Raw genomic sequence first — 13183 nt, forward strand, 5'->3', positions numbered from 1 at the left:
CATCTGCATATTTGCACATCTGCACATTTATAGTTTCACTTTTGACAGCTTCTTAAAAAACACTTCCTCCGCTGCGGAGCATTGCAGCAGCATTTCACTTAATTCACCATAAGATACATTATCGGCGGAACGGCTTTTACAAACCCGGCCGGCATTAAATGCAAAGTTGCGCCACAGGTCACCAATACCGGTTAGCTCCCGGGATAGTTTGGCCAGCTCCGGCTGTTGCAGCAGGTCGGCCGCTTCCTGTAAAAAGGCGGCATACATAAACCGGAAGCCTGCGCCGCCGGTACCTATCTCCTCCTGCATACGGATTATATTACCCAGGTACAGCGTGGCTTTGCGGTCGCTCAGCTTTTCAGGATAATGTTTTACCCGTTTGGCTAAAAAACGTATGCCTTTTACACCAAACAAGGGCACCGGTATCTTTAACATATAATGACAAGCCTGTTCAATACCCTGGCGGATGGGCTTTTGCAGCGAAACGCCGGAAGGCACCTGCAGCGGGTAGTACATTTTACCTTTAGGTTCCGGAAAGCCTTTTGCAAAGCGGGCTTCTGCCAGGCTTTTAGGATCTATTTCCGTTGCCACATCCATAATAGGATCACTTACACGGTAGTTATCGCCATTCTTTCCATAGATCACCAGGTTATGTGCGTTAAAATGAAAACGGTACGCCGGTGGAAAATAAGGCAGGTAATATACGCTGGACAATACGCCCACCGGAATGCCTTCGCCAATTACACGGTCCAGCTCCTGCATAGCTTTTTCCGGGCTGGAAAATTTCTGCGACTGCATTTTTACACCCAGGCGGCTGCACACCCGCTGGAAAATAGCGCCGGGCCATATACGGTAGGTGGTGCCTGGCACGCCGTTCACTTTTACAAAAGGCAGGTGGCCTAAGAAAATGCCGGCGCCTATTCCAAAAGCCATCGGCTCACTGATAGTAAGACCATAATGCCGGAACAGGTTGGATATGACCCCACTCTCACAATGTGCCGTTTGCACGTGGTTAAATTGTACTTGGCTCATAATGTCTGAAATTGTGCACGGTCCACAAACCAACGTCAACCGCCGTGGTCTGCGGACCGTGTACTATAAGGCAATAACTATTTTATATGTTGTAATTCCTGCACCGTGATCTTGAAAGCGGCAGCATACCGCTGCAACATGGTGCTGCTAAGATTTTTGAATACCCGGGGCTGCAGATGACGTTTTACCTGCCATTGAAATTTGCCCACATAGCTGGCCAGCAGGGGCAGGTCCATGAGAGTTTTTTCCATGTAATAGGCTATAGGGCTTATTTCACCGGCCAGCGCGCGCTTACGGGCATTCTCCACTTTTGCATGCACCTCTTCCCAGGCCTGCGCCATGGCTACATTCTCCGGCTCCCAGCCTACGCTGGTTACCGGCTGTTTGTATTCACCGGCGTCGTTCACTGCGTAGAACAATTGTTTAAAAGTGCCTTCGTGCAGGTTATCACCGTCCTGCGGTACTTCGTTCTGTTTCATATAGGAGCAGTTTTAGGAGGCAACTCTCCGCTTTACACAACGGTCAAATGCGCGTAAGCATAAGAGAAACGTGCACTCTCCGGTACCATCATCACAATCTTCTGGCCTTTTTTAAGCATGCCGGTATTCATCAGCTCTTCCAGCATAAAGTAAGGTGAGGCAGTGCCTACATTACCTACACGGGTAAGATTGGTGAACCATTTTTCCTGGGGAATGGGCACGCCTAAACGGCTGATCTCTTCATCTATCTTAAAACGGAAAAATTCAGAGGAAAGGTGGGGCAGAAAATAATCCAGCCCGTTCTCTATATCAATATTATAGCGCTCTACCAGCTCTTTCCACATTTTTGCACCGGAAGGTACAATGTTCTTGCCCAGCAGGCGCGTATCCTGTTTAAAGGAAAAAACGCTGTGCTGCGCCCATTCTTCCGGCGTCATATCTATCCAGCCCTGGGTGCCGCCGTTGCTGTCTTTAATAGCGCCGGCGTACATGCAGGTATCCAGCTCATGGGCGTAGGAGGCAATCTCCACCCAGTCTACCCGCAGGGAAAGTCCGTCCTCATTCGGCTTATCCTGGAAAAGGGCTGCACTGGCGCCGTCGGACAGCATCCACCGCAGAAAGTCCTTCTCAAATGCAATGATCGGATTCTCGCTCAGCTGTTTCAGGTTCTCTGTTTCCGGCTCAAATTTCTTGGCCAGCATCCAGGCGGAGAATTTCTCAGAACCGGTGCTTACACCGTTGGCGGTGTTACCACATTTTACGGACATGTAAGCGTACTTAAATGCCTGCATGCCGGCTGCACAGGCGCCGGTGGCGGCGATCAGCTCTACCGGCTGGCATTTCAGCAAACCATGCACCATAGCGGCATGGTTGGGCAGCAGCTGGTCCGGGGAGGTAGTGCCGCAAGCCAGCAGCTGCATACGGCTTATAGGAAATTTATCATCAAAAAGCCCCTGTATTGCTGCAGCAGTCATTTCTGCATTGGTATGGGTACTTTTCCCGTTTTTATCTAAAGAATAATAGCGTGTCTTGATCTTATTATTCCCCAGGATCATAGACCTGGCACGGGATGGCTTTCCATCAACCATACCCAGTATACTTTCCATTTCATCATTTCCAACCGGCTCGTTGGGTAAAAATTTGGACAGCCTTGTAATAAATACATCCTTCATCTGAAAATGCTCTTTTAAAATACCCGCCCGCGCATGCGGAACAAACACATGGATCATCCCATAACCATGCCGTATTCAGCGCGCAAATATAATTATAAATGAATATTTCCCCCTTATCTGTTCAATACAAAGCTACATGACTATCTCCGTAAAATCTATTTTTCAGCACGCAGGTCAATGCCCTTAAAGTATTCCACTTCCTGCAATAATTGGTTACGTTTCACCAGTAAAGTGATCATGGAAGAGATCTTAGTGATAGGAGTCAGTACAAATATACCTAACAGCAGCAGCCCGCGGTACATGCTTACGCGCCCCTGCCGTTCCGGCGCTCCGGGCCCGCCTTTGGCGCTGATGAACTTTGACCAGTAACGGAAGGCACGGATGCCTCTGTCTTCCAGCACCACCAGGTTGGGTTTCAGGGTAACGGCATCCTGCTGCCGCAGCTGTGGGTGCAGCTGCTCCCAGTTACCCTGTTGTAAGGCCTGTGCAATGGGTGTGGCAAAACGGTCGGCCGCCTGTATTTCTTTTTCCTGTACCCCGGCAGGTGGTAAGAACCGGGTAGCTTCTTTTTTCCCTTTAAACTGCCAGCGTAATACGGTCATCACTGAGATCAGGTTGGAGGAGGTATCCACCAACGCAATATTGCCTACCAGCTGTGCGCCGGCCTGGTATAAATATGTTTTTACTTTTTCCTGTGCATTCAGCCACATGTTGCGTGCCCCAATGAGCGTGAGCACCTTTTTGCCTTTCAGCAGGCGTGCGGCGCCTTCACTTTGCAGGAAAGCGGCGGTAGGTTGCGAAGGGGAAAGGAACCAGGGTTGGTAGGCCAGTATCACCAGGTCAAAATGCTCTTCGGGGTTCACCTTCAGCGGCTGTACGCCACGGGGGCGGCCCAGTACCGTTTCTGGCATGGTATCGTAGAATGTTTGCTTATCCCATGGGAACGTGAACGGCTGTACCGGGATGATTTCTTCATACACAATATCCGCCTGCGCCTGCAGCGGTGTTACCACCCTGTCAATAATTCGTTTCAGCTGCCCGGTTTGTGTATAATATATGATCAGTATTTTTTGCTTCGCCATATCAGGAATAAGGAGTTCAAACTACAAACTGTAAACATACAAATAAAGTGTCACAGTAAGAGATAAAATTTTAATATATGTTACAGGGCTGTATGTAGTGTATTGCTGCGCAGGCAGCGGGTTACGGGCGAAGAAGAGGCAGGTGGTTCAGGTTTGTGCCTCAGCCAGGTACTGGAGTAACACGCGAACGTTTACAACAGTACCTAAGCTAAAGGACTTGAAAAAGTTTGTTATAATAACCGCGAAGGTGAGTAAAATATGATAAATGAAATGTTAAAATATCCCCTGGAGAAAAGGATTTCGTTTATACCAACCCGTTACGTGCTAGCGCTTTATCACAGATCCGGATCCTACTACTTTAGAGGATATCTGCGGGCTGCCCTTGTAGTATACATTGCCGGAACCGGCTATTTTAGCATCTAAGGTTACACTGGCATGCACGTTGGCATTGCCGCTGCCGGCAATATTAATATTGGCGGTTTCCGCCATCAGGTCCTCTCCCTTAAAATTGCCGCTGCCGGCAATACTGATCTCCAGCTCTTTGGTTTCGCCGGAAAGGGACATATCCCCGCTGCCGGAAACACTGCTTTTCACATGCGGGGCATTTAACTCGCCACTTACATTACCACTGCCGGTAACGCTTACCTCAATAGCATCCCGGTTACTGAGCTTATTTTCCAGCTTTATATCGCCGGAGCCGGCCAGCTGAATGTCGGAAAGGTCCGGGGTGGTTACATATACCTTTATGTCACGTCTGGTGTCAATGGAGGTGTGGGGTTTCGTGCGCACCACCAGCTCATCGCCCTGCTTTTCCAGCAGTATCAGGGGGATAATATTGTCTTCCGCCTCAATTACAGCGGATTTTACAGGTCCCTGGGTTACATATACGTTCATGCTGCCTTTTACAGACAGGGCTTTAAATTCGCCTACGGAGCGTTCCTCTTTGGAAACATTACCGCTGCCTTTTACGCGGTTCTGGCCCGTAACATCGCAGCTGGCCACACATAGGGGAATGGCTAACAGTAACAGAAAATGCAGTTTAGATTTCATATATGGGAAGTTTGTATGAAGTTAATAAACACCCCTGAAAAACTTATAGGAAGTTATCAATTGTTCATTAGGATTTGGCCCGTTATCTTTGCACCACCATGACAGAAAAGATTCTTATTCTCGATTTTGGTTCCCAGTACACACAGCTGATCGCACGCAGCATCCGGGAGCTGAATGTTTACTGTGAGATCAAACCTTGCTTACAGCCCATCCAGTGGGATCCTTCCATTAAGGGTATTATTTTATCAGGCAGCCCGTTCTCCGTGAACGATCCGGGCGCCCCTACGGTGGATATTGCCGCTATGGCAGCCAAAGTACCGGTGCTGGGGGTGTGCTACGGCGCACAGCTAATGGCCAAAGTATTTGGCGGGGAAGTAGCCAAAAGCTCCATCCGGGAATACGGGCGCGCTTTCATGGAACATGAAAATAAAGAAGAGACCTTATTATATGACATCTCCGGCAAAAGCCAGGTATGGATGAGCCATTCCGATACCATTGTACGCATGCCGGAAGGGTTTGAGGTGATAGCCCGTACAGAAAATATACCTGTAGCGGCTTTTAAAAGTCAGCCCCAGGGCAGCTGCCCACTGCTGGGCCTGCAGTTCCACCCGGAAGTAACCCACTCCCTGGAAGGTAAGCTGCTGCTGCGCAACTTTATAGTACATGTCTGTAAATGCCAGCAGGACTGGACCCCGGCGGCCTTTGTGCACGAAACCATTGACCGCATCCGGGAGCAGGTAGGGAATAAAAGAGTGGTGATGGCCCTGAGCGGCGGGGTAGATAGTACGGTAGCTGCAGAGCTGATCCACAAAGCAATAGGACAAAACCTGTTCTGCGTATTTGTGGATAACGGCCTGCTGCGCAAAGATGAATTTGAGACGGTGCTGGATTCCTATAAGCATATGGGACTGAACGTAAAAGGCGTAAATGCCCGCGACCTGTTCTACGGGGAGCTGAAAGGCGTTACCGACCCGGAACAGAAACGTAAGATCATTGGCCGCCTGTTTATTGAAGTGTTCCAGCAGGAGGCTACCCAGCTAACAGATATCTCTTTCCTGGGCCAGGGCACCATTTATCCGGATGTAATAGAATCCGTATCCGTGAACGGGCCTTCCGTAACCATTAAGTCGCACCACAATGTGGGTGGCTTACCGGAAAAAATGAATATGTCGCTGGTAGAGCCCCTGCGCTTCCTGTTCAAGGATGAAGTACGCCGGGTAGGCCGCGAAATAGGCATCAGTGAATTATTCCTGGGCCGCCACCCCTTCCCGGGACCCGGCCTGGCCATCCGCATACTGGGAGAAATAACCCCCGACAAGGTAGCCATGCTGCAGGAAGCCGACGCTATTTATATAGAGGGCCTGCGCGATGCAGAGCTGTATGATAAAGTTTGGCAGGCCGGCACCATTCTGCTGCCGGTACAAAGTGTAGGGGTAATGGGCGATGAAAGGACCTATGAATTTACCGTAGCCCTGCGCGCCGTAACCTCTACCGACGGTATGACGGCCGATTGGGCCCACCTGCCTTACGAGTTCCTGGCAAAAATGTCCAACGATATTATAAACAGGGTAAAAGGTATCAACCGCGTTGTGTACGATATCAGTTCCAAACCGCCCGCTACGATCGAGTGGGAATAAAAAGTTGTAAGTGGTTAGTAGTTAGCGGTTAACGCTGGTTACTAACCACTACCCGTTTTAGCGGGAATGATTTTTGTAATTCTAAGAACGCTATGAGCCTATCTACCATTACCAAACAACTGTTAGCCGGTACCGCATTAGCTGTTTTGCTGTCGGCCTGCTCACTGTTCAAAAAAAGCACTACTACCAGTCCGGATATACCGATGACTGTTAATAAGCCAACTACACCGGAGGAAAAGAAGAAGGAAGAAGAAAAGATCATCAAGGAAGGGAAAGCGCCGTTTAATGTACCGGCCTTTGCCCGCGAAGTAAAAAGAACCTCCTATAACATTGCTTTATTTGCACCATTATACCTGGATTCTGCCTTTTCCGCTACCGCGGATCCTACCGGCCGTACCATGCCGCGTTATGTGCTGCCCGGCCTTGATTTTTATGAAGGTGCGCAGCTGGCGCTGGATACCCTGCGGCTGCAGGGCCTTAACCTGAATGTAATCGTGTACGATAGTAAATCCCGCTCCAACAGCGTGCCGGCGCTTATCCGTAACCGCACCCTGGATGCGGTGGACCTGATCATAGGTTCTGTAAGCAACCCGGAGCTGAAAGAGCTGAGCGATTTTGCACGGAATAAAGAGGTGAACCTGGTATCTGCCACCTATCCCAACGATGGCGGGGTTAATAACAATCCTTTTTTACTGATCACCAACAGCACACTGAAAACGCACTGCGAGGCCCTGCAGAACTACGTACAGGAAGCATTTGCCACCAAGAACATTGTGCTGCTGCGCCGTAACAATGCCGCTGAAACCCGCATTGCCAATGATATAAAGGCTGCTTACGACAAGCTGCAGAGCGATAAGAAATCCCGCATCCGCGAAGTAGTATGGAATGAGGGCACTACCGATGCAGAGCTGTCACAGAACCTGCTGGTGGACCGGCCCAACCTTTGCATCATCACAGCCCTGGACGAAGCAGGCGCCAAAGCCATTATGCAAAAGCTGAGCGTACAGGCGCCCAACTACCCCATCCATATTTTTGGCATGCCCACCTGGGATGTAATGAAGATCAAGGAGCCGGAGCTGAAAGGCCTGCAGGTATATTACTCCACACCTTATTACAATGATAAAACAGATGCCTACAGCCGTTATATAGCCGATTATTTCAAAAGGATCTATAAGGCACGCCCTTCTGATATGGCGTATAAAGGTTTTGAGCTTACTTACTATTTCATTAAGCTGCTGAGCGATAAAGGCGTGTACTTTAACAGCGGCGTAAATGATCCATCCAAGAAGGTTTTCACCAATTTCAACTACCAGCCGGTATACCTGAAAGAAGGAGAAGAAAAACCTGACTACTTCGAGAACAAGAACATTTACATTATACAGAAGAACGACAGCAGCGACATTAAAATGAACGTTAGCTTATAGTCTTCTCCCTGTTAACAATACGGGAATGCCGGAAGTGATCAGCTTCCGGCATTTTTTTTGACGCCTGTTCCCATAATGACGCCCGTACTCCAATTCACCGATAAAGGTATTTACTGCCCCGCCGGGGATTTTTACATAGATCCCTGGCAGCCGGTACCACGTGCAGTGATTACCCATGCGCACTCTGACCACGCCCGTTTGGGCAACCAGCACTACCTGTGCCACCTGGAAAGTGTGCCTTTGCTGCAGCTGCGTTTGGGGGCGGATATCAGCGTACAGGGCATCCCCTACGGGGAAACACTGCGCTACAATGGTGTAAGCATTTCCCTGCACCCCGCCGGCCATATTATAGGCAGCGCACAGGTGCGGGTACAACAGGGCAATGAAGTATGGGTGGTAAGCGGGGATTATAAAGTGGAGAACGATGGCCTCTCCGGCCAGTTTGAGCCCGTGCCCTGCCAGGTGTTTATTACAGAAAGCACTTTTGGCCTGCCCATCTATAACTGGCAGCCGCAGGCCATGATCTTTGGCGATATACGGAAATGGATATATGAAAATCAGCAGGCCGGCAAAAGCAGCCTGCTGCTGGCTTACAGCCTGGGTAAAGCACAACGGCTGTTATTTAACCTGAAGGACCTGGATACACCCATCTTTGCACATGGCGCTATTGATGTGCCTCACCAGGTGCTGCTGGCGCAGGGTTATCCATTACCGCCCATACAACGTATTACGCCGGACACGCCCAAAGCGGATCTGAAAAAAAGCGTGATCATTGCCCCGCCATCTGCTGCCGGCACCCCCTGGATGCGCCGGTTCAACCCTTATGCGCTGGGCATTTGCAGCGGGTGGATGCAGGTACGCGGCTCCATGCGCCGCCGTAATGCGGATGCAGGTTTTGCCCTGTCGGACCACGCAGACTGGTCCGGCTTACTACAGGCAGTAAAAGCTACTGGTGCAGAGAAAGTATTTACTACACATGGTTTCAGCAGCGCCTTTGCCCGGTATTTGCAGGAGAATGGTATTGAAGCGGAAGCCATTAAAACGGCCTTCGGTACTGAGGATGAAGAGGCGCCGGAAGAAGCGCCGCAGGAAGCGAACCTTACACCGGATAACGGAACAGCCGCCGGTGAAAGCGAATAATTAAAATAATAACGGCAGATCATTATCACCAATAGCCTGCCATCAAACAATATGCAACAATTCACCCAACTGGTAAAAATAGTAAGCAACAGCACCAAAACCAACGAGAAGCTGGAGGCGCTGCGGCATTACTTTACCCATGCCGATGCCCGGGATAAGCCCTGGGTGCTGGCCCTGTTCAGCGGCAGGCGCCCCAAACGCACCGTGAACAGCACCCAGTTAAAACAATGGTGTTTGCAAAAAGTAGATATACCTGAATGGCTGTTTGAAGAATGTTATCACTCCGTTGGCGACCTGGCAGAAACTATTGCTTTGCTGCTGCCGGATAGCGGGCAACAGCTTTCCACCCATCCTTTGCATTACTGGCTGGATGAGCTGGCAAAGCTGGAAAAGGCGCCGGAAGCGGAGAAACAGCAGTTTATATTACAGGCCTGGCAGGAGCTGGATACCGATGAACGCTTTGTGTTCAATAAGCTGATCACAGGTGGTTTTCGTATAGGCGTATCCCAGCAGATGATGGTAAATGCCCTGGCGCAAACCTACCAGATACCACCCGCTACCCTTTCCCACATGATCAGCGGTAACTGGGATCCGCGGCAAACCAGCCTGGAAGCGCTGCTACAGGATACCGGCTCCGGTGCAGACGCTTCCAAACCCTACCCTTTTTACCTGGCCTATCCATTGGAAGAGGATCCTTCCGTGCTGGGGCAGCCGGAAGATTGGATAGCCGAATGGAAATGGGATGGCATCCGCGGGCAAATGATCAAACGCAGCGGGCAGCTGTTTGTATGGTCAAGGGGTGAAGACCTGATCACGGAAAAATTCCCGGAATACACTCCTTTGCAAAATGCCCTGCCGGAAGGCACCGTGATAGACGGGGAAATACTCACCTACGCCGATAATTTTCCGTTGCCTTTCCAAACCCTGCAAACCCGCATCGGGCGCAAGAATGTAACCAACAAGCAGCTGCAGGAAGCGCCGGTAGTGTTCCTCTCGTACGACCTGCTGGAATGGGAAGGCATGGATATGCGCGATAAACCTTTACAGGAACGCCGTGTGCTGCTGGAGCAGCTGGTAGCGCAGGTGAACCACCCCGCGCTTCGTTTATCTCCCATGGTTACTTTTGACACCTGGCAGCGCCTCATTGAATTCCGGCAGCAGGCCCGGGATATGGGCAGCGAAGGGCTGATGCTGAAAAAACGCAGCTCGCCCTACCAGGTAGGCCGCAAACGCGGCGACTGGTGGAAGTGGAAAATAGATCCCTTTACCATTGATGCTGTAATGATCTATGCGCAAAAAGGTCATGGCCGCCGCGCAGACCTTTATTCAGATTACACCTTTGCCGTAAAAGATGGCGATAAGCTGATCCCCTTTACCAAAGCCTACTCCGGCCTTACTGACAAGGAAATGAACGAAGTGGATCACTGGGTAAAAAGACATTCGCTTGAAAAGTTTGGTCCTGTAAGAACGGTACAACCGGAACTGGTATTTGAAATAGCATTTGAAGGCATTGCTGCCAGCAACCGCCACAAATCCGGTGTGGCGCTGCGCTTTCCCCGCATTCACCGCTGGCGGAAAGATAAAACACCGGAGGAGATCAATACGCTGGCCGACCTGCAACAGCTGCTGCAACAATACAAAGGATAACATTTGCATGGTCCCTAAAACCTTATCTTTGTGGCCATTATCTATCATCCCTATGCAAAAACTAATGTCTATCCTTTGCCTGGCAGCGGTATTATTGTGGTTCCCTGCCCGTGCACAAAAAACATTGTTCGCCCATTCCGCCGGTGTGGCCTTTTATGGCGCCGATGATTATTTCTCTGCAGGTTTAATGTATGCGCCTCGTATCAACTTTGCAGTATTATCTGAAACATCGACCTTTTCTGTTGGTACGCACCTGGGCCTGGGCGGCAGTTTTAATTACGGTTACAGCAGCAATTATGGCTCTCAAAGCAGCACTTCGTTCTTTGCTGATATTCCGCTGGTAGTAGAATATAACTTTGGCAATGCTGCTACCCGGGTAGCTTACAAAAAGTTTGGCGGATTTATTGGCGGCGGTTATGGCTGGCATGCGGTTACCCATAGTGAAAGCTATGGCGACGATTATTACGGTGATTACGATTACAGCGAAAGCGCCAATGTACATGGCCCTGTGATCAACGGCGGTTTCCGCTTCCCGATCGGGCGCGCCTCCTTTGGCGTAAGAGTTTCCTACCTGTTCAATAATAATAAAGATGAGGTGTATGTAGATGGTATTGGCAGCGTGGCCATGGTATTCAATATCGGCAGCTGGGTGCGCAGAAGATGATTTGCACTACCTGTTACAGATAATTTAGTATATTGTATGGGTTACTATTCTTAAAACCCGTACAATATTCTAATGGAGCTACCGGATATAGCATTGGACGAAAAAGACCTGGGCATCCTGAAACTGCTGCAGGAAGATGCGAAAATGACCATCCGCGACATTGCATCGCGCATGAACCTTAGTACCACACCCGTTTATGAACGCATCCGCAAAATGGAGCAGGCAGGCGTTATACGCCAGTATGCAGCCATTGTGGACCCGCGTAAGATCAATAAAGGACTTACCGTGCTGTGTTACATTTCCCTGAAAGAGCATGGTAAAAAAGCCGGCGGCAAGTTTATTAAAGAGGTTACCGGTTTTACAGAAGTTACGGAGTGCCTGAACATTTCCGGGCAGTTTGATTTTATGCTGAAGGTGCAGGTAAGGGATATGAATGCGTATTATGAGTTTAACGTGAATAAGCTGGGCGAGCTGGATAACATTGGCCACATGGAAAGCGTGTTTGTAATGTCTGTAATAAAGGCCACCCACAAAATTGTGTAACTTTGCACCATGCTTTCCCGGTTCCCTACTTTAGCAACAGAGAAGAATGATAATGTGCTGCAATCGGCCACCATGCCCTTTGCACGGTATAAATTAGCCGCCACTGCCCACAAAGCCACTAATTTTATTACAGAGCATACCCTGCTGTTTGTGATCCAGGGCCACAAGCTGCTGCATTTCGACGACCATACACATACTGCGGAAGGCGGGCACCTGATGTTCATGAAACGCGGCATTTACACCATGTCGGAATATATACCGGATGGCGTGGTGTATGAAGCGTTGCTGTTATTTTTTACAGATGATTTTCTGAAAAAATTCCTGCATACCTATCACTTCACCACTGCGCAGGCAGCGCCTACCCCTTCACACCTGGTTATTCCAACTAATGAGCTGCTGGATAGTTTTAAAATGCAGTTCCTGGATTATTTTGGTAAAACCGTGGAAGGGCTGGATGCTATTTTGCAGCTGAAGCTGCAGGAGCTGTTATTGTTATTACTGGCCGGCCCCCATAAGCAACAGGTGCTGGCATTTTTACAAAGCATTGCTTTCGGGCAGCCGCTGGACATTGATTATATTGTAAGAACGCATTTGTTCCAGCCACTTTCTATAGAGGAGCTGGCAAAGCTTTCCGGCCGCAGCCTGGCCTCCTTTAAGCGCGACTTTCAGCATAAATATAATTGCCCGCCAAAAAAATGGATCAATGAGCAACGCCTGGCCCATGCGCGTGTGCTGTTACAGCATACAGACAAACAAGTGTCTGAAATAGCCATGGAATGCGGGTTTGAGAACATTCCCCACTTTATCCGCATCTTTAAGCAGGAATACGGTATCACCCCCAATAGCGACAGAGCTAAAAAAGCAATTGTTTGAGCTTTTACCGTTACCGGCAGTCGGCGCATTGCTGATACCTTTGCATAAACAATTTAAAAAGCATCCCTGCATCCTTCTATAACGCGCAGCAGCAAGCATTGCAGCTGATTGTGTTAAAGGAAGGTAACGGGCGCCTGCATCCAAAAACAAATCAAATTTTTTATGAAAACAGCATTCGCATTACTGGCTTGTACGGTACTGGCATTTCATGCCTTTGCCCAGGACGAAACCGGACTGGCCCACCCTGAAAGCCTGCACGCCGACGGTCATTTCCTGTATGCTACCAATATCGGCAAAGCCATGGAACCTACTGCTAAAGACGGGGATGGCTTTATCAGCAAGCTATCGCTGGATGGAAAGATGATCACACCCAGCATTACAACAGAAAAATTAAATGCACCTAAAGGCACTGCTATTATTAAAGGTGTACTGTATGTAGC

At 49.5% G+C, this 13183-nt stretch carries 12 protein-coding genes and 1 pseudogene; 8 read left to right on the forward strand and 5 right to left on the reverse strand.

Annotation, left to right across the window (positions count from 1 at the left end; all coding sequences use genetic code 11):
* Window positions 1-27 precede the first annotated feature (27 nt).
* The 5 genes from VIM87_RS13040 to VIM87_RS13060 all read right to left on the reverse strand — a co-directional run bounded on the left by VIM87_RS13040 (window position 28) and on the right by VIM87_RS13060 (window position 4815).
* Window positions 28-1032 carry a BtrH N-terminal domain-containing protein gene (locus tag VIM87_RS13040; RefSeq protein WP_331997419.1) on the reverse strand — a complete coding sequence of 335 codons (1005 nt, stop codon included), beginning with the start codon at window positions 1030-1032 and terminating at the stop codon, window positions 28-30.
* A 77-nt stretch (window positions 1033-1109) separates the two neighbouring features.
* A complete protein-coding gene (locus VIM87_RS13045; RefSeq protein WP_331997420.1) occupies window positions 1110-1511 on the reverse strand; it encodes a hypothetical protein in 402 nt (133 codons plus the stop codon).
* A gap of 32 nt (window positions 1512-1543) precedes the next feature.
* The gene (locus VIM87_RS13050; RefSeq protein ID WP_331997421.1) at window positions 1544-2683 is read right to left on the reverse strand and encodes a beta-ketoacyl-ACP synthase III; all 1140 of its coding nucleotides are present in this window, start codon (window positions 2681-2683) and stop codon (window positions 1544-1546) included.
* Between the two features lie 155 nt (window positions 2684-2838).
* Window positions 2839-3765, reverse strand: coding sequence for a hypothetical protein (locus tag VIM87_RS13055; RefSeq protein ID WP_331997422.1), 927 nt, complete (start codon window positions 3763-3765; stop codon window positions 2839-2841).
* Between the two features lie 324 nt (window positions 3766-4089).
* Window positions 4090-4815, reverse strand: coding sequence for a head GIN domain-containing protein (locus VIM87_RS13060; protein WP_331997423.1), 726 nt, complete (start codon window positions 4813-4815; stop codon window positions 4090-4092).
* 98 nt (window positions 4816-4913) lie between these two features.
* Here VIM87_RS13060 and guaA point away from each other — a divergent pair, with 98 nt between their 5' ends.
* From guaA to VIM87_RS13100, 8 genes and pseudogenes are all read left to right on the forward strand, one after another.
* Window positions 4914-6452 (forward strand): glutamine-hydrolyzing GMP synthase, encoded by a 1539-nt coding sequence (gene guaA, locus VIM87_RS13065; protein ID WP_331997424.1) that lies wholly within the window; start codon window positions 4914-4916, stop codon window positions 6450-6452.
* A 92-nt stretch (window positions 6453-6544) separates the two neighbouring features.
* On the forward strand, window positions 6545-7876 hold the full coding sequence (locus VIM87_RS13070) for an ABC transporter substrate-binding protein (protein WP_331997425.1): 1332 nt from the start codon (window positions 6545-6547) through the stop codon (window positions 7874-7876).
* 75 nt (window positions 7877-7951) lie between these two features.
* On the forward strand, window positions 7952-9016 hold the full coding sequence (locus VIM87_RS13075) for a ligase-associated DNA damage response exonuclease (protein ID WP_331997426.1): 1065 nt from the start codon (window positions 7952-7954) through the stop codon (window positions 9014-9016).
* A 51-nt stretch (window positions 9017-9067) separates the two neighbouring features.
* Window positions 9068-10663 (forward strand): ATP-dependent DNA ligase, encoded by a 1596-nt coding sequence (locus VIM87_RS13080; protein ID WP_331997427.1) that lies wholly within the window; start codon window positions 9068-9070, stop codon window positions 10661-10663.
* 52 nt (window positions 10664-10715) lie between these two features.
* Entirely contained in the window at window positions 10716-11327 is a 612-nt protein-coding gene (locus VIM87_RS13085) for a hypothetical protein (protein WP_331997428.1), read from the forward strand.
* 72 nt (window positions 11328-11399) lie between these two features.
* Window positions 11400-11870 (forward strand): Lrp/AsnC family transcriptional regulator, encoded by a 471-nt coding sequence (locus VIM87_RS13090; RefSeq protein ID WP_089917619.1) that lies wholly within the window; start codon window positions 11400-11402, stop codon window positions 11868-11870.
* 9 nt (window positions 11871-11879) lie between these two features.
* Window positions 11880-12743, forward strand: a complete 864-nt coding sequence (locus VIM87_RS13095; protein ID WP_331997429.1) for an AraC family transcriptional regulator — start codon at window positions 11880-11882, stop codon at window positions 12741-12743.
* Window positions 12744-12905: 162 nt separating this feature from the next.
* Window positions 12906-13183, forward strand: a pseudogene (locus VIM87_RS13100) (ATP/GTP-binding protein); the annotation flags it as partial.

Source organism: Chitinophaga sp. (assembly GCF_036569125.1).
Taxonomy (GTDB): Bacteria; Bacteroidota; Bacteroidia; order Chitinophagales; family Chitinophagaceae; genus Chitinophaga.